The following is a 17028-nucleotide window of genomic DNA, read 5'->3' on the forward strand; positions in this document are numbered from 1 at the left end:
CATGAATATCGGACTGAGTCTTCTTCTCACTCCTTTTGCTTTCGTATTTCTTGATTTTGCCCTTTATCTGCGCAAAAGAAAAAAGAGCTCCAGCCGGTTTTTTCTCACCGCAGGAGCTCTTCTGTCCGTTCTCGCAGTCCTGCTGTGGACAGGTGTGCTGGACCCGTATTCTTCGTATATCCGCTGAGACAAAAAGCCGCCCGGCTGCCGGACGGCTTTGCTACTTTGCTTTTTTTAGTTTTTGTTTCACAAGCAGCAGTCCGGTCAACCCGGCTGCAAGAGACGGAGCCAGACTGTACATGAAAAAATTCCAGCTGCCGGTGTACAGTGACAGAACAAGGAAAAACAATGGAAACCCGGCCAGAACGACTAAAGACACAACAAAAGCCAGCCGCAGATTTTCTCTCATTTTCTTTCGCTCCTTTTTTCAAGACGGTTTGTTTTTCTTCTTCTCAAATGGAATATACCTGGTAAAGTAAGCGCCCGTCAGCAGCAGGGCGAATTGAACAAGCGACGCGTACAATCCTATCATTTGAAACCAGCTGGCAAACAGGCCGACCATTCCCATCGAAAAAAAGCAGAGCGGTGTCAGCCAGCTTTTCCAGCCCGTAATGCCGAGCCGGCGCCGTCTGTGAAGGATCAGCGGAAACGCAGCGAAAAGAGCCGCCAGCAGGATAATTGTGAAAATCACTTCCATCTGTATCATCCTCTTTTCTTTTTGTAACACCTGTGATAGATGAATGGCAGAGCCGTACACAAAACAACTCTTCCTGCTAAACAATACGGCTTCAGAGCGTAAAGGTTTCACCTTTCCCTCTTTTTTAAGGGAACGGCCAAAAAGCGCACACTCCTTCAGGAATCGTACGCCCTGCCTTTCCAGTAGTATGTTTTTCTCAGCATGGAAGAAATAAGCAGCACCGGCATAAACGGAGACAGCCACGGCGGCTTGCTTTGAGGTGAGATCAACCGCGAGCTTCTGGGCGCTGATAATGGCGTACGGCCAGATGTGCCCGGACAGCAGCAGACCAGAGAATAATAAACAGAGACAGCAAAATTCCTTTCTTCCTTCCAAACCGCTTGACGAGATAAACGGCGCAGATCAGCCCTGCCAGGTATAAAAAAACAGCATTTGCCTGTTCGAGCGCGGGCGGCACAAGGTCGAACCCGACCAGCGCATCACCGACTGCATACCAGATAAGAAAAAGCCGCCAGAGCCATGTTGACATGCTCCCCACCTTCTCTTTCCTTATAACACGGCCCCAATGAAGATGGTAATCTCAATCGGCTGTTTTTGTGCTATACTGTTTTTCGGCAGAGGAGATGACCGTATGATTGAAACTGTAACAATGCGCGCCAAGGTGCGCCAGTTTTCAGTAATTTTGCTTCCCATTTTGGTGACACAGATCGCCATGTTTTCCATGACCTTTTTCGACACCATTATGTCCGGCCGCTACAGTGCGGATGATCTGGCCGGTGTGGCGGTCGGCTCGTCGCTGTGGATGCCCGTATACACCGGATTGAGCGGCATTTTGCTGTCGATTACGCCCATTGTCGGCCATTTAATCGGCGGAGGCCGCCGGGACGGGGTAACGTTTTCGGTCATGCAGGCGGTGTATGTCGGGCTTGTGATTTCCGCCGCTACCTATGCGCTCGGTTTTCTGCTGCTGGAGCCGGTGCTCGGGCTGATGAATTTAGCGGACAATGTGCGGCGCATCGCGTTTAACTATGTGATCGGCCTGTCCTTTGGAATTATCCCGCTGTTTTTAACAGCCGTTTTGCGCGGGTTTATTGATGCGCTTGGCATGACCCGGACTTCCATGGTTATTACGCTTATGACGCTGCCGATCAATGCTGCGTTTAACTATGTGCTGATTTATGGGAAGTTCGGCTTTCCGGAGCTTGGCGGAATCGGCGCCGGCTATGCGTCTGCCATTACCTACTGGCTGATTTTTATTCTGGCGGCGTGGATTATCTGGCGCCATGAGCCGTTTGCTGCCTACCGGCTGTTTCACAGGCTGCCGCGCGCCTCGTTTTCCAAATGGAAGGAAATTTTGCTGCTCGGGCTGCCAATCGGCCTGTCGATCTTTTTTGAAACAAGCATTTTCTCAGCGGTGACGCTCCTGATGAGTGAATACAGCACCAATGTGATCGCCGCGCACCAGGCGGCGCTGAATTTTGCTTCGCTGACGTATATGATTCCGCTCAGCGTCTCAATGGCGCTGACAATTGTCGTCGGCTTTGAAGCAGGCGCCGGACGGTTTCAGGATGCGCGCCAGTACGGCATCATCGGTATTTTAATAGCAATTGGGGTGGCAAGCATCGGCACCGTCGTTATTTTTACATTCCGCAATGCCTTTGCGCATTTGTACTCGACCGATGCCGAGGTGCTGGAGCTGACCGCGGGCTTCCTGCTGTTTGCCGCTATTTTTCAGCTGTCCGATGCCGTGCAGGCTCCGGTTCAGGGCGCCCTCCGCGGCTATAAGGACGTAAATGTCACCTTTATCATGACGATGATCAGCTACTGGGTCATCGGCCTTCCGCTCGGCTGGGCGCTTGCCCGCTGGACAGACTGGGGGGCGTATGGCTACTGGATCGGCCTGATTACCGGCCTTACATGCGGGGCCATTACGCTTTCCATCCGCCTTCGAATGGTTCAAAGAAAAAACACATCACGCGCTGCGGCGTGATGTGTTTTTTTGCTTTCATTCTTATACTCAAACACAATCATTTAAGCTTTAAAGGATTCAATCAATTCGCAGCGGCAGAAACCTGACTCGTGCTGCTTCTGGCAACAATGATCCGCTGCAGAACGATAAACAATAACAGCAATACGCCAATGGCAATTTTTGTCCACCATGAGCTTAGGGTTCCTTCAAAGACAATCACCGTCTGGATAATTCCTAAAATGAGCACGCCCACTACGCTGCCCGCTACATAGCCTGCACCGCCTGTAAGCAGTGTGCCCCCAATCACGACAGCTGCTATCGTGTCCAGCTCCAGGCCGTTGGCATGAAGTCCATAACCCGATAACATATAGAACGTAAAAATTAACCCGGCAAGTGATGAGCAAAAGCCGCTGATCGTATAAATCATGATTTTTGTTCTTCCAACCGGCAGTCCCATTAATAAAGCGGACTGTTCGCTTCCGCCCAATGCGTACACATTGCGTCCAAATTTAGTGAAATGAGCAATAAAAATGGCTGCCGCCACTACGAACATGGCGATGATTACACTAATGGAGATAAAGTTACCATTTCCTACTGGAATCCGGGTGCTGGCCATAAAGTTGAAAAATTCATCGGTAATCGTAATCGATTCCACGCTTATTAAATAACATAGCCCTCTCGCGAGAAACATTCCGGCAAGTGTCACGATAAATGGCTGCAAATGAAAGTAATGGATGAGGCAACCCATGCAAAAACCAAGTACCGTGCCAACAAGCAGACTAATCGGCACAACCATTACCGGCGGCAGCTCCGCGTTCATTGTAAGGCTGGCTGCTACCATGCTGGTTAAGGCGATCACCGAGCCAACCGAGAGATCAATCCCCCCTGATAAAATAACAAATGTCATCCCCACCGCCACGATAATCAGGAAGGCGTTATCAATAAATAGGTTTAAAAAAACCTGCGTTGAAAAAAAGCCAGTATACCGCAGCGATCCAAAAAGGAACATGATCACAAACAGGGCAAGCGTAGCTGTTAAGGGAAGATGTTTCGTATCTACCCGCAGTCCTTTTGTCATGATAACGATACTCCCTCCTTTTTCTTTTCCGGTCTTTTGATTGTAAAAATACCGAACACTTTCTTTCTGAATTCTGCCGACTGCAAAAGGCAGACAATGAGCACAACGATTGCTTTTACAACAAGGTTGATTTCCGGAGCGATCCCGATCGAATAAATAGTCGTTGTCAGGCTTTGAATGATCAACGCTCCAATCACCGTCCCTCTTAAAGAAAATCTGCCTCCATTAAGAGAGGTCCCGCCAATGACTACTGCAAGGATGGCGTCCAGCTCGTACCACAGGCCTGCGTTATTCCCGTCCGCGCTGGCGACATTTGAGCTTAAGATCAGCCCGCCAATCCCGGCGCATAAACCGGAAAAGATATAAACCATTAACAAAATGTTTTTTGAGTTGATTCCCGAAAGCCGGCTTGCTTCTGGATTCGTTCCGACAGATTCGATAAATAAGCCGACAGCCGTTTTTCTTGTCATAAAGGCGGCAATGGCCAGGACAGCTGCGACAATAAAGAAGGAGAAAGGCAGCATTGCTAAATGTCCGCCGCCGATAAATGTGTAAGGCTCATAATAAACCGTCATAATCTGGCCATCGGTAATTAATTGAGCAATACCGCGCCCTGCTACCATTAATATTAACGTTGCGACAATCGGCTGCACCCCGATTCTTGAAACAAGAACACCGTTCCATACCCCGCTTAACAGGGAGATGCCTATCACAAAAGCAATCGCTGTAAACAGCGGAACCAGCCCGCCTTCACTTGCGCCGCTTACCGCCATCGCCCCGGCCGCACCCGCCATCGCCATAACGGAACCCACACCAAGATCGACTCCTTTTGTCGCGATAACGAGTGTCATCCCAATCGCGACTAACAGCAAAGGAGCTCCCCTGTTTAAAATATCAACCAGGCTGCCAGTTAAATATCCATTTTTCACCTCGATAGCGAAAAAGCTTCTGTCAAAAAAAAGGTTAATGAGTAAAATAAGCACTAATATCATGAGCGGCCAGAATAGTTTTGATTTCATCGAGCGACCCCTCCAGCTATTGCTTCCTTATTGTTTTTTTGTTCAGTATGACCCCCGGCCATTGCCTCCATAATGTCTTTTTGCGTAATATGCCGGGCATTTTCAATTTCAGACACCTTCTCATGATCGCGGAGAACCGCAATTTTATGGCAGGTCCGCAGCACCTCTTCTATTTCTGAGGAGATAAATAAAATCGACATGCCTTTTTCACTTAATGAAAGCATTAACTTTTGAATTTCCGCTTTTGCGCCTATATCAATCCCCCGGGTCGGCTCATCTAAAATAAGCAGCTTTGGGTTTGTAACGAGCCACCTGGCAAGAAGCACTTTTTGCTGGTTGCCGCCGCTTAAATTTTTGATTAGCTGCTCGGGATTGGGCGGATTAATATTCAATAATTTAATGTATTCATCCGCAATTTCAATCTGTCTTTTCTTCGGAATATGCTTAAACCACCCCTGCGTTCCCTGCATCGCGAGGATAATGTTTTCCCGAATGGTTAAATCTGCGATGATTCCTTCCGTTTTTCTGTTTTCCGAACAAAAAGCGATGCCTCTTGAAATCGCCTGCCGGGGGGAAGCAAGACTCGTTTTCTTCCCATTTATCTTAATCTCTCCTGAATCTGCTTTGTCTGCCCCAAACAGCAGCCTGGCCAATTCTGTTCTTCCCGAGCCAAGCAGCCCTGCAAGCCCAACGATTTCTCCTTCATGTATATTAAGATCAAAAGGAGCTATTTTCCCTTTCTTGCACACCTTTTCTCCCTGTAAAAGAAGGTTATTATTTTCAAAAGATTTGCCGCTTTTCTTTTCGGTATGCGCAAGCTCATTCAAATCCTTGCCGATCATCTTTGAAACGAGTTCAAGCCGTTCAATGTCCGCTGTCATATATTCACCGATCCATTTGCCATTGCGCAAAACCGTCAGCCGGTCTGTGATTTCATAAATTTGATCCAGGAAGTGGCTGACAAAAACAATGGCCAATCCGTCCTGCTTTAGTTTTCGTATCACATTAAACAGCTGGTTCACTTCATTTTGATCGAGGCTTGAGGTTGGTTCATCCAAAATAAGTACTTTGGCAGAAACCTGAAGAGAGCGTGCGATGGCGATCATTTGCTGGATGGCGACCGAATAGGAAGACAGCAGCTTCGTTACGTCAATGTCCAGGTTTAGCCTTGTTTTAAGCAGTTCTTTTGCCTGCCTGGTCATTTCTTTCCAGTCCAGCCTGCCTCTTTTCATAATTTCCCGGCCGATGAAAATATTTTCTACTACTGATAAGTTTGTACATAAATTCACTTCCTGGTATACCGTGCTGATGCCCAGGTTTTGCGCTTCGAGGGGGGTTGCTGCCCGAACGGGTCTGCCTTCAAGCATTACGGATCCTTTGTCAAACGTGTATACACCTGTTAATACTTTAATGAGTGTTGACTTCCCTGCACCATTCTCTCCCATCAATGCATGAACTTCGCCAGGATATAGTTTTAAGTGAACATCTGTTAAAGCTTTAACGCCCGGAAACTCCTTTGTTATTCCATCCATCACAAGTATTGGAGCTTGATTCTGCAAAGCGTTTCCTCCCAGCATTTTTTTATTGGAAGAACCACCGGGCAAGGCAGTGTCCTGCTGCCTGCCCGGTGGTTCTTCGTGTTTTTTCATTAATACTCACGAGTTGGAAGCAGTTCCTCTGCCTGGTCCATCGTATACATGCTTTCTTCAACTGCTACACGCTTTTCAATTTCTTCACCGGCTAAATGCGCTTCGATTAAATCAACCATCTGCGGGCCGAACAGCGGATTACACTCAACTGTGACATTCATTTTTCCTGCCGCCATTGCCTCAAACGCTCCTTTAACCGCATCTACGCCAATAATTTTGATGTCTTCCCCTGGCTTTAATCCATACTCTTCAATCGCTTGAATGGCCCCGATGGCCATATCATCATTATGAGCGTATAAAACATCGATGTTCTCGCCGTCTGATTTTAAGAACGCCTCCATAACCTCTTTTCCTTTCGCCCGCGTAAAGTCACCCGTCTGAGATTTAATGATTTTAAGGTTTGGATGATCCGCAATAACTTCCTCAAATCCTTCTTTCCGGTCAATCGCCGGCGCTGAGCCTACTGTACCCTGCAGCTCGACGATATTCACATCGCCTTCCGCATCCTTTGTTTCCTCCACCAGCCAGTTTGCAGCTTTTCTGCCTTCCTCCACAAAATCAGAGCCAAGGAATGTGACCCAGAGGGAGTCATCTTCAATATCAACGGCACGGTCCGCCAAAAACACGGGAATCCCTGCGTCTTTCGCTTCCTTTAAAACTGTTTCAAACCCGGTTTCTACAACTGGAGAAAAAACAATGGCATCTACTTTTTGTGCGATAAATGAACGGATTGCCTTAATCTGGTTTTCTTGCTTCTGCTGGGCATCTGAAAATTTTAATTCATGGCCCGCTTCTTTAATGGCATCCTGCATCGATTTCGTATTAGCTGTTCTCCACTCACTTTCAGCACCTACCTGTGAAAAGCCGATCACCAGCTTTTCCTTATCACCAGCCGAGCCGCCATCCGATGTGGCAGTCTGCCCGCCCGAAGAGCCGCAGGCGGATAACAGGAGCAGAACCGACGTGACCACCAGCAGAAGCATTTTTGCTCTTAGAACTTTTTTCATTAAAAACCCTCCTTTTCCCTCAATAAAAAAGAGCATTGCCGTCTTTTTCACTGGGATTATATGAGTTAATTATAAAGCGCTTACAGACAAAAATTGAATAGACTTCCTTTTGAAAAAACTGTACATTCATTTGATTTTCATTCAGGTGCCCTTTTAAGAAAGTCCACTTTTTCAAAAAAAGTCCACTTTTCCTGTTACAAAGAAGATGTATGTTGAAAAATGAGCTGGCCATTTATTTTAAAGCAGCCGGGTCTCCTGCCTTCCCTGCTGTGAAGGCATTCTATCAGAGCATTGCTTGATCCGTCATCGTAAAATATTATTTAGCATTTTTTAACGGGTTGGTATATGCTATTTGTAAAACGCTTACAATATAATGTAAAATAGCTCTCTTTTTGAAAGCTCTGCATCCGTTCCGTTTCTATTTATCTCTTACGTTTAAATGCGGATTCTGCCGGCTTCACCGATCGGCTTCTGTAAATCATTTTTCTATTTTTCAAATGCGCTTTTTATTATAAAAAAGGATTGCCCGGGAAGGTGAATAATCATGAAATTATTTTCTTATATGTCTGATTTATCATTACGGAAAAAACTGATCCTTGCTTTTTTAGTTATTCTTCTGTGGCTTGCAGCAATTAATTGTATACATATCTATCTTTTTTTCGGATATATTCGGCAATATAATTCCATAGTCGAAACGATTACCTTAACAAATTCTATTAATGGTGTGTTAAAACAAAAATTAAACGATGAGATTCGGGATATTGCCTATGGAAAGCTGCTTTTTGAAAACGAAGACCAATATGATTATCTCAGGGATATGTACCAAAACCTGGACAAAATTGAACTCAATGATCAAAACATGGATTTTCCTAAAGAAATTCAGGATGTCCGAACAACATTAATAACGACTAATGAGTATATCGATAAGCTCGGCATACAAATCCAGGGAAATGCGCCTGCTGATGAACGAAATATCACCTACGAGTACATTACCATTCTTTCAGGCCTTATTGATGAAAAAGTGCAGTCTCTTCTTCAGAAAACACTTGCTGTTAAAGAAGAATCACAAAATCAAATTCTCTTTAATTTAAAAAGAGACATTATTATCTATATCAGCTTATTTATTGCGGCCGTTTTGCTGTCTCTCCTGTTTGCCTTATATATATCAGGAAGCTTTGTAAAGCCCATCCACAGCCTGGTAAAAAAATCAACGGACATTTCAGAAGGAAATTTAACTGTCGGTAAAATTGAAACTTCCTCCAAGAATGAAATTGGGGATTTGTGCCGCTCCTACAACCGTATGTTTTATAACTTAAAAGAACTTATTTTAAGTGTCAGGCAAACGAATGATCTTGTTGTTTCCACCTCAAAGGACATTCATCAGAGCATTCTGGAAAACAGGCTGGCCGGTGAAGAAGTGGCAGAAGCAACGCAGGCCATTTCGATCAACCTTCATAAACAGGATGACTTAATCAAGAAATCCGCAGCAATTGGAGAAAACTTATTTCAAAAATTCAATGAATTTGCTTTAAAAACAAACAGCATCAATCTTCATTCGAATGACACTGTGCAAATTGCCGATTTGATTGATCATCAGCTGAATAATTATATTGAGTACTTTGAAAAAAGCAGCTCCGCTTTACAGGGAATGGATCAAGAGATAGCGAAAATGGCGGATTTTTCGGAAGACCTTCACGAGCAGGTGAAAATTACGCAGTCAGTAATCAGTGAAATGAACCTCCTGACACTCTCCCTTTTAACAAAAATAGAAAAAAACGTATTTCATGAGATTGAGAAGGAAGAATTGGGCCAAATAAAAAAGCTGTCTAACGAATCAGTTAAGATGGCCCCTCTTTTTGAGAAAAAGCTCCTTTCGTTTCTAAACAAAGCTTCTTCAATAAACATGCATGCAGCGCAAAGCTTTGAAGATAATCTGGACTATCGTTTAAAATCCCGGCAAATCAAAAATGATTTTCAGGAAATTCGGTCTATCCGGTATAAACAGCAGCTGGAAATAGAAAGCATCAAGCTGGATATACAGGACTCATTTGATCAAATGGTTCTTATGCGGCACGCCATTTTAGAAATTGAAAACAATTCCAAAATAAACAAAGAAAAAGTGGTCGAGATTGCGGCGATGGGAGAAGAACAGCTGACAACCCTTGAAGAAGTGGCTGATGCCTCCTACAAGCTTGTAGAACGAATTCAAAAAATGAAAGACGATATCAGTCAATTTACCATTTAAATATAAAAGTTTTCTCGGGAATTTTCATATTAACATTAAATAGAATGGCTGGGTTGCGATGAAATGGAGAAAAAAAATACTTTCAAGCCTGCGTGCAAAGCTCCTTCTTATGTTTATTTTTTTAACGATTGTTCCGCTAACCATCGTCGGCGTGATTTCTTATATGAAATTCAATTATGTTATTTCCGAGCATTCCTCTACGCTGGCACAAATGCAAATCGAACAAGTAAAAAGAGAATATGATAATGTTCTTCAAGATATCAAACGATTAACGGAAATAGGAAAAAAAGAAAGCACCGTTCAATTTTTAATAGATCAAAAAAACACGGCTGAAGAAGCGAGAAACATTTTAGGCATGATCAATCTCTATAAAGAAAATTACCAGTACAGTGAAAACGTTATGAACATCAAAATTATGGGTCTTGACGGAAAAGCAATCAGCGAAGACCGGGGGGTGTATCAATTAGAAAACGAGGCATTAAATCAGGAAGTATACGCGAAGCTTCTTAAACAGCCTGAAGAAACGATCATTGATTCTGCTTATAAAAACAGCACTCCTGCTCTTTCAATGACAAGCACGATCATTTCAGACGATTCTGAAGAGGTAATAGGCTTTTTGAATATTATTATAAAAGCCTCCATTTTTAAAAATATTTTATCTGAAGCAACTCAGTCTGCTCCCGGAAACTTTTACGTTGAAACAGAAAACGGCGATATTTTATTTACGTCACCGGAGTTAGCCAAAACGACTCAAACATTTAGCCGGGACATTATTGAAGAAAATCATTCCGGCTATTTCACGGAAAAAACGCTGTTTACTGTTTTCCAGACTTCTGACTTAACGGGCTGGAAATTTATCCGCTCTGTTCCCGTTTCCCATATTATGAAGGAATCAACTGATTACAAAAACTTTTTGATCGTGATGATTAGCTCCGGGATTATTATTTTGATTATGCTGTATTATTTTTTCAGCTCGAAATTGATTCTTCCCCTTCGCTCTTTAAAAACGAAAATGAGCCAGGCTTCATCAGGAAACCTGGATATAAAAGTAACGAATAAAGGCTATGATGAAATCGCTGAGCTGGGCCACAACTTTAATCACATGATTACAAAAATCAAATCGCTCCTGGAAACCAGTGTAAATAAAGAAAAACAGCTGAAAATGGCCGAGCTGCGAACCTTGCAGACACAAATTAATCCCCATTTTTTATACAACACGCTCGAAACCATTATCTGGATGGCGGAGGCGGGAAAAGGCCGCCAGGTAGTTGACATTACAAAAGCGCTGTCTCACTTTTTTCGAATTTCATTAAGCAAAGGAAGAGATGTTATTTTATTAAAAAGCGAAATTGAGCATATACGTAATTATCTTTTTATTCAAAAAATACGTTATCAAGACATTTTAGATGTGTCATTTCATTTAAATGAAGACATTTTACACTTTGAAATTGTTAAGCTGACCCTTCAGCCGTTAGTTGAAAACGCGATATACCACGGAATAAAAAACAGACGCGGCAAAGGCTTTGTCCGCATCAAAGGAGACTTTACACCCGAGGGTTATATTTGTATCGACATAATTGACAACGGCGTCGGGATTACGGAGAACAAGCTGATTGAGATTCGCAATCAGCTGTCCGCAGGGGCCCCCTTCCATAAAACACAGGGAGGATTTGGAATGGTAAATGTGCATCAGCGAATCCGGCTGCACTATGGGGAGCCCTTTGGACTAAAAGTTAACAGCTGGTATGGCTCAGGCACACGTGTCAGCTTACTTATTCCTGCGAAGAGGTGATGGACATGAAAAAAATTTTTTTAGTAGATGATGAAGTGACGATTCGTGAGGGGATCGGAAACGGCATTGACTGGGCCCGGGAAGGATTCGTTTATTGCGGTGATGCTTCTGACGGCGAGCTTGCCCTCCCTTTAATCGAAAGATACCGTCCAGATATTGTGATTACCGATATTAAAATGCCTTTTATGAACGGTCTGGAGCTTAGCCGCATTCTTCGCGATAAAATGCCTTCTGTCAAAACTATAATTCTTAGCGGGCATGACGAATTTGAGTATGCAAGAGAAGCCATGCGCGCCCAGGTGGCGGAATATTGCTTGAAGCCTGTCAGTTCACAGGACCTGACTTCCATCTTAAAAAAAGTGTCGTTAAAAATTGAAGAAGAACAAATGAATAACAGAAGAGTAAGCGACCTGGAAAATCAGGTGCTAAAAAATACTAGAACATCGAAAAATACGTTTTTGCATGAACTCTGTGAAGGAGCTTATACTGCTTCAGAGGCGCTTAAAAAAGCTTCTGACTTAAATATTAACCTTATTTCCAGTTATTATTTCGTGGTTATCATCAAATATTCAGCAGAATCTGATTTGTTTAGCTGGATAGAAACAGAATACCGCTGCATACGGTTTAGCAGAAAAGTAAACGAATCGATTTATATCATGATGGGTGAATCAAGAGAACAGCTTGAGCATGACACTGAGATGCTGAGACAGCGCTTCCTTACCATTGAAGAGCCGAACAATGAAAATCCATTCGTCTTTGGCATCGGAAAAATCGAAAACCGAATCCAAGGCATTCCATTATCTTTCTCGGAAGCAGATGAAGAAAAAAGTTATTCAAGCATCATTCAAAAATACCGCTCGAAAGAAATAGAACAGGATAGTGAACTGAAAAAAGAATTACAGCACTTTAGAAGGCGGAATTTGATAGATTTCTTAAAGTTTGGTTTACGTAATGATATATCTGCGTTTGCCCGGTCCTATTCTTCTTATTTAAAAGAAGGAACCATTCAATCACCGTTCACTATCTATTATTTTTTAATGGACTTTACCATTACGATTTCCCATTATGTAAAAGAAATCGAAATGAACAACGTCCATACCATGCAAAAAATTGGTCAACTCGAAATGAAAACAAGCTGGATACGGCATTATCAGGAAATTCTTGCATATATGGAAGAAATGCTCCACCTTGTTCTTTCAACCAGAGACGGCTTAAACAGCCCGTTTTCTTCGGCCGTACAAACGGCTGTAGATTATATTGATGAAAATTACCATGACGCGCAGCTGTCTCTTCAGAGTGTATCTGATGCGGTAAATGTAAGTTCCTCCTATTTAAGTCACTTATTCAGTCAAGAAACAGGCAAAACGTTTATCGAGTATGTAACAGCGATACGCATCAACAAAGCAAAAGAATTATTAAAGTCCACCCACGATAAAACATATGAAATTGCCCATCAAGTCGGCTACAGCGATTCCCATTATTTTTGCCGTTCCTTTAAGAAGGTAACCGGATTAACGACGAAGCAATTTAAAAGCCAGCACCATTCTTTAAATGCATAAAAGTGAAAAGCGGAGCCATTAAGAAAGTATGCCCTTTCAGCGATCACAAACGCGCCATCTTTCAAAAGCAGTGTCAGGGGCTGCGGGCTGGCGGCTTCGCTTTCCTGCAGGGCGAACGCGGAAGTTTTCGCCGCCATCCTCCGCCCGGTGTTTTTCTAAAAAGCAGGCATAAGAAGCATAGTTGTCTCTCTTTCATTTGAAGAAGAAAAGTAAACATATGCGGTGGCCTCTTCTATGCCCGGGATAGCGCGGCGGCCCATTCATCGTGCTGAAGACCCAGCCAAATGTACCAGCGAGTTTCTTATTTCAACAGTATGAAAACACATTACGTATTGCGGCATTATTTGGCTGTCGACAACATAGACAGCCCTTTTTTATATGCAGCAGCCATTACGTTCGCCTCAGCCGGCAAAAAACTGACAGGCTTCTTAAAAAAAGTGATAAGGTTTTATTGCTAGACTATGATTCTTCGGTTTCAGACATGAGAAAGTTCTATATAGGGTAAACTGTAACTGCATAAACGCACTGTGCTTTTCGCGAAGCAAGCGTATCAAAGGAGAGCGACCTAATGGAAAATATACTTGTTCAAACTCAGCAGGGACTTATCAAAGGCCTGGAAGAACGAAACGCCAGAGTATGGAAAGGCATTCCGTTTGCCCAAAAGCCAACAGGGGATCTTCGGTTTCAGCCGCCGGCACCTCCGGAAAAGTGGGAAGGTGTCCTGGAAGCTTTCGAATACGGACCGGTCTGCCCCCAGAATGCGGATGCTGCCGCCATGCTCGGAACACCCGCCGCCAGAATGTCGGAGGACTGTCTTTATTTGAATGTGTGGGCGCCTTTGGAAGCCAAACGGAGGCTTCCTGTTATGGTGTGGATTCATGGCGGGGCTTTCCGTTCCGGATCGGGAAGCAGTCCTTTGTATAATGGCGCCAATCTAGCGGCTAATGGCAGCATGATTGTTGTGACCATCAATTACCGCCTGGGCGCGTTTGGCTTTTTGCATCTTGCCGGGCTCGACAGCAGCTATACGGCAAATGTTGGCCTGCTCGACCAAATTGCAGCGCTGAAATGGGTACAGGAAAACATTGAAGCCTTCGGCGGCGACCCGGATCAGGTCACTATTTTTGGTGAATCAGCCGGGGCCATGAGTATTGCTTCTTTACTCGCCATGCCGGCAGCCAGAGAACTATGCAAAAGAGCCATTTTAGAGAGCGGTGCGGCACAGGTAATCCCTCCGCAGCAGGCAGAAATGACCGCCAGGGCGATGCTTCATGAGCTGGGGGTTGAAGCTGGCGGTTTACGCTCCCTTCAGGAGGTCCCTGCTGAAGCAGTCATTCAGGCCGCCGAAAAAGTCACCCGCCTGTATGGCGCCGGCGGTTCCATGATCTTTCAGCCGGTCATTGATCCCCATACCCTGCCCGAGCATCCGGCTAAAGCGATTTCAATGGGTGCAGCAAAAGGCGTTGACATGCTAATCGGCACGAATCATGACGAAGGGTCCTTTTTCTTCCGGCCCGGAACTCCACCTATGGCACAGCATATACGAGATGAAGCGATGACTCGCTTAATCGGCAGGGAAATGGCCGAAAAAGTAAAAGGCCATTATCCAGCGACGACTGACGGGCAGGCCGAGTTTATGACTGATTTTGTTTTTTGGAAGCCGGCCATCGAATATGCAGAGACGCAGTCGAGACACGGTTCTGTATGGATGTACCGGTTTGACTGGCATCTCCCCGATCATCCGCATGTAAGCAGGGCCGCCCATGGATTGGAAATTCCATTTGTTTTTTCAAATCTTGCTTTTTTTGAACGGCTGAATATACAGGCAGATGAAGAAATTGGGCAGCTTGCCCGGCAGATGCAGGAGGCCTGGATCGCATTTGCGCAGACCGGCAATCCAAACTCTCCGGCTCTTCCAGACCATTGGCCGGCTTACGATCCAGCGGACCGTTCTACTTTTATTTTCAGCAGGAACAGCCACGTTCTGAAAAATCCATACGAAGAAAAACGGCAGCTGATTATGAGCGGCAGCCGGCTTTAAAAAAAGCCAAAAAGAAGCTTGATCCGGCGGGCAGCAAAAGCAGAGTGAACTCTTATGCTTCTCTGCCCTCTTTTCCCCTGCTCTTCCAGACAGGCAAAATAGCCTCTCTGTTAAAAAAGAGGCTATGCCCTAAGGATCTGTTTTATTTGCCCGCGCTGTATTTTAGATAATCACCCGGTCAGCACGTCTTCAGACGGATATTTAAAATGCGTTTCCTGGCTGCGTTTGGCGAACATATATGCCACAGAAAGCGGTCCGACTTTTCCGAGAATCATCAGCACAATCAAAATGCCTTTGCCAGCCCCTGACAGGGTTGGAGTCAGATTCATCGACAGGCCTACAGTCGCAAAAGCAGAGACCGATTCAAACATAAGCGGCAAAAACGGCAGGTCTTCTGCCACATTTATTAAAAACGTCCCGGTAATAACTACAAAAAAAGCAATCATCGTGATCGAAAGCACCCTCATCACATATTCTGGCTTAATGGTGCGGCGGAACAGGTGAATGTCTTTTTTTCCCTGTATATACGTCAGCATCGCAGCCGCCATAACGATAAATGTGGTCAGCTTAATGCCGCCGGCAGCTGAGCCGCTGCCGGCGCCGATAAACATCAGCATCATCATAAAAAACGCGGTCTGGCTGTTAATCGCTCCCATATCAATGGAGTTAAAGCCGGCTGTCCGGGTTGTAACCGCCTGAAACCAGGAAGCCTGAAGCTGGTCAATAAACGGCATATTGCCGATCGTGCCCGGGTTTTGATATTCAAGCAAATAAAACATGATAAACGCAAGCACGTTTAAGCCGGCTGTGGCCGTCACCATAATTTTTGTATGCAGCGTCCATTTCCGGAACGAGCGGTGTTCAAACAAGTCTACCAGCACTGTAAAGCCGAGCCCGCCCAGAATAATAAGCGAGGTAATGCCGATGGTAACAATAAAGCTGTCAGCGTGCTGCATCATATTGTCAGGCCACAACCCGAACCCGGCATTATTAAATGCGGAGACGGCATGAAAAAAGCTGTAATACATGCCTTTAGCGAACCCGTACTGCGGCACCCAGTCAATCGCCAGAAAGCAGGCGACAATGAGCTCAATCGCAATCGAAAACAAAAGCAGGTTGCGCACAAGCTTCACCACACCGCCGACATGCAGCTGGCCGAGCGCCTGCTGGAGAATCAGCCGCTGCTTCATGCCGACCCGTTTGCCGAGCAGCACAAACACAATAACGGAAAAAGACATAATCCCAAGTCCGCCCAGCTGAATCAAAAGCATAATCACAATTTCACCAAAAAGAGTAAATTCTGACCCGGTGTCTACAACAGCGAGACCGGTCACTGTAAAAGCAGACGTCGCTGTAAATAAAGCATCCGTCCAGGAAAGCGGTCCATTTTCAGAAACGGGCAGCTTGAGCAGCAGCGTTCCTATTAAAATAGCACTCAGGTAAATAATAAGCAGGACAGCCGCCGGTTCAAGCTGTTTCTTTTTCATAAAATTTCCTTCTTTCGTACGGAATGGATTTATCTTACGCCGGCCCGCCAAAAAAGTAAAGACTAATTTTCAACAGAAAAAGCCGGTGCTCAGGCACCGGCTTAAGCAGATTCATTCATGCAAATAAATCCTTTGACGTGAATATTGTATTTTTTTAACAGGCGCACTGAAAAATTCCGCTCTACTGCCGAAGCAGCCGCAATATACACTTCCTGCCCGCCGAATTTACCGGCATTGCGCGGAATATAGCCGCATGGGATATGCTCGGCACCCGCAAGCGGAAGACGGTTCGCTTCCTGCCAGTCACGTACATCAATAACCGGATGGCCGGCTGCTTCATCAATTGAAATGCGTTTTGTGTTAACAGGCCAGTATCTCTTATAGCCAATCAATACAGCAGCGACAAGCACAGCTGCTATCATGATAATCCCCGCCATTCATCAGCCCTCCTATTATTCGCTGGTTTTTATTTTATACGTGCCCGG

15 protein-coding genes are annotated in these 17028 nt (G+C 44.9%); 6 read left to right on the plus strand and 9 right to left on the minus strand.

The annotated features are described in order from the left end of the window. Position 1 precedes the first annotated feature (1 nt). Complete coding sequence (locus VP98_RS02055) at positions 2-187, plus strand: hypothetical protein (protein ID WP_046173631.1); 186 nt, start codon at positions 2-4, stop codon at positions 185-187. A 33-nt stretch (positions 188-220) separates the two neighbouring features. Here VP98_RS02055 and VP98_RS02060 read toward each other — a convergent pair whose 3' ends face one another. From VP98_RS02060 to VP98_RS19050, 3 genes are all read right to left on the minus strand, one after another. Next, a complete protein-coding gene (locus tag VP98_RS02060; RefSeq protein ID WP_046173632.1) occupies positions 221-409 on the minus strand; it encodes a hypothetical protein in 189 nt (62 codons plus the stop codon). An 18-nt stretch (positions 410-427) separates the two neighbouring features. Then, positions 428-697: a hypothetical protein gene (locus tag VP98_RS02065; RefSeq protein WP_046173633.1), complete on the minus strand. Its 270-nt coding sequence runs from the start codon at positions 695-697 to the stop codon at positions 428-430. Between the two features lie 265 nt (positions 698-962). Continuing rightward, positions 963-1226 (minus strand): hypothetical protein, encoded by a 264-nt coding sequence (locus VP98_RS19050; protein ID WP_046173634.1) that lies wholly within the window; start codon positions 1224-1226, stop codon positions 963-965. A 102-nt stretch (positions 1227-1328) separates the two neighbouring features. Here VP98_RS19050 and VP98_RS02075 point away from each other — a divergent pair, with 102 nt between their 5' ends. Then, positions 1329-2687: an MATE family efflux transporter gene (locus VP98_RS02075; RefSeq protein WP_046173635.1), complete on the plus strand. Its 1359-nt coding sequence runs from the start codon at positions 1329-1331 to the stop codon at positions 2685-2687. Positions 2688-2748: 61 nt separating this feature from the next. On the opposite strand, the gene yjfF is transcribed toward VP98_RS02075, so the two are convergent. From yjfF to VP98_RS02095, 4 genes are all read right to left on the minus strand, one after another. Further along, positions 2749-3744, minus strand: a complete 996-nt coding sequence (gene yjfF / locus VP98_RS02080; protein ID WP_046173636.1) for a galactofuranose ABC transporter, permease protein YjfF — start codon at positions 3742-3744, stop codon at positions 2749-2751. Further along, the gene (locus VP98_RS02085) at positions 3741-4763 is read right to left on the minus strand and encodes an ABC transporter permease (protein ID WP_046173637.1); all 1023 of its coding nucleotides are present in this window, start codon (positions 4761-4763) and stop codon (positions 3741-3743) included. The genes yjfF and VP98_RS02085 overlap by 4 nt, the downstream gene beginning before the upstream one ends. Further along, a complete protein-coding gene (locus VP98_RS02090) occupies positions 4760-6322 on the minus strand; it encodes a sugar ABC transporter ATP-binding protein (RefSeq protein WP_331427596.1) in 1563 nt (520 codons plus the stop codon). Before VP98_RS02090 ends, VP98_RS02085 begins: the two co-directional genes overlap by 4 nt. Positions 6323-6411: 89 nt before the next feature. After that, a complete protein-coding gene (locus VP98_RS02095; RefSeq protein ID WP_046173638.1) occupies positions 6412-7419 on the minus strand; it encodes an ABC transporter substrate-binding protein in 1008 nt (335 codons plus the stop codon). Between the two features lie 544 nt (positions 7420-7963). Here VP98_RS02095 and VP98_RS02100 point away from each other — a divergent pair. The 4 genes from VP98_RS02100 (at position 7964) to VP98_RS02115 (ending at position 15056) form a co-directional block, all read left to right on the plus strand. After that, the gene (locus VP98_RS02100; protein WP_046173639.1) at positions 7964-9664 is read left to right on the plus strand and encodes a HAMP domain-containing protein; all 1701 of its coding nucleotides are present in this window, start codon (positions 7964-7966) and stop codon (positions 9662-9664) included. 58 nt (positions 9665-9722) lie between these two features. After that, complete coding sequence (locus tag VP98_RS02105) at positions 9723-11456, plus strand: cache domain-containing sensor histidine kinase (RefSeq protein WP_046173640.1); 1734 nt, start codon at positions 9723-9725, stop codon at positions 11454-11456. 5 nt (positions 11457-11461) lie between these two features. After that, complete coding sequence (locus tag VP98_RS02110; protein WP_046173641.1) at positions 11462-13015, plus strand: response regulator; 1554 nt, start codon at positions 11462-11464, stop codon at positions 13013-13015. Positions 13016-13583: 568 nt separating this feature from the next. Further along, positions 13584-15056: a carboxylesterase/lipase family protein gene (locus VP98_RS02115; RefSeq protein WP_046173642.1), complete on the plus strand. Its 1473-nt coding sequence runs from the start codon at positions 13584-13586 to the stop codon at positions 15054-15056. 170 nt (positions 15057-15226) lie between these two features. On the opposite strand, the gene VP98_RS02120 is transcribed toward VP98_RS02115, so the two are convergent. Continuing rightward, entirely contained in the window at positions 15227-16543 is a 1317-nt protein-coding gene (locus tag VP98_RS02120; RefSeq protein ID WP_046173643.1) for a TrkH family potassium uptake protein, read from the minus strand. Between the two features lie 101 nt (positions 16544-16644). After that, positions 16645-16980 (minus strand): hypothetical protein, encoded by a 336-nt coding sequence (locus tag VP98_RS02125; RefSeq protein WP_046173644.1) that lies wholly within the window; start codon positions 16978-16980, stop codon positions 16645-16647. Positions 16981-17028 lie beyond the last annotated feature (48 nt).

The sequence above is a fragment of the Domibacillus indicus genome, assembly GCF_000970685.1.
Classification (GTDB): Bacteria; Bacillota; Bacilli; order Bacillales; family Domibacillaceae; genus Domibacillus; species Domibacillus indicus.

What these genes read in the sequence shown, in the direction of transcription:
- VP98_RS02055 (WP_046173631.1), top strand. Translation starts at nt 2, where the DNA reads ATGAATATCGGACTGAGTCTTCTTCTCACTCCTTTTGCTTTCGTATTT.
- VP98_RS02060 (WP_046173632.1), bottom strand. Translation starts at nt 409, where the DNA reads ATGAGAGAAAATCTGCGGCTGGCTTTTGTTGTGTCTTTAGTCGTTCTG.
- VP98_RS02065 (WP_046173633.1), bottom strand. Translation starts at nt 697, where the DNA reads ATGGAAGTGATTTTCACAATTATCCTGCTGGCGGCTCTTTTCGCTGCG.
- VP98_RS19050 (WP_046173634.1), bottom strand. Translation starts at nt 1,226, where the DNA reads ATGTCAACATGGCTCTGGCGGCTTTTTCTTATCTGGTATGCAGTCGGT.
- VP98_RS02075 (WP_046173635.1), top strand. Translation starts at nt 1,329, where the DNA reads ATGATTGAAACTGTAACAATGCGCGCCAAGGTGCGCCAGTTTTCAGTA.
- yjfF (WP_046173636.1), bottom strand. Translation starts at nt 3,744, where the DNA reads ATGACAAAAGGACTGCGGGTAGATACGAAACATCTTCCCTTAACAGCT.
- VP98_RS02085 (WP_046173637.1), bottom strand. Translation starts at nt 4,763, where the DNA reads ATGAAATCAAAACTATTCTGGCCGCTCATGATATTAGTGCTTATTTTA.
- VP98_RS02095 (WP_046173638.1), bottom strand. Translation starts at nt 7,419, where the DNA reads ATGAAAAAAGTTCTAAGAGCAAAAATGCTTCTGCTGGTGGTCACGTCG.
- VP98_RS02100 (WP_046173639.1), top strand. Translation starts at nt 7,964, where the DNA reads ATGAAATTATTTTCTTATATGTCTGATTTATCATTACGGAAAAAACTG.
- VP98_RS02105 (WP_046173640.1), top strand. Translation starts at nt 9,723, where the DNA reads ATGAAATGGAGAAAAAAAATACTTTCAAGCCTGCGTGCAAAGCTCCTT.
- VP98_RS02110 (WP_046173641.1), top strand. Translation starts at nt 11,462, where the DNA reads ATGAAAAAAATTTTTTTAGTAGATGATGAAGTGACGATTCGTGAGGGG.
- VP98_RS02115 (WP_046173642.1), top strand. Translation starts at nt 13,584, where the DNA reads ATGGAAAATATACTTGTTCAAACTCAGCAGGGACTTATCAAAGGCCTG.
- VP98_RS02120 (WP_046173643.1), bottom strand. Translation starts at nt 16,543, where the DNA reads ATGAAAAAGAAACAGCTTGAACCGGCGGCTGTCCTGCTTATTATTTAC.
- VP98_RS02125 (WP_046173644.1), bottom strand. Translation starts at nt 16,980, where the DNA reads ATGGCGGGGATTATCATGATAGCAGCTGTGCTTGTCGCTGCTGTATTG.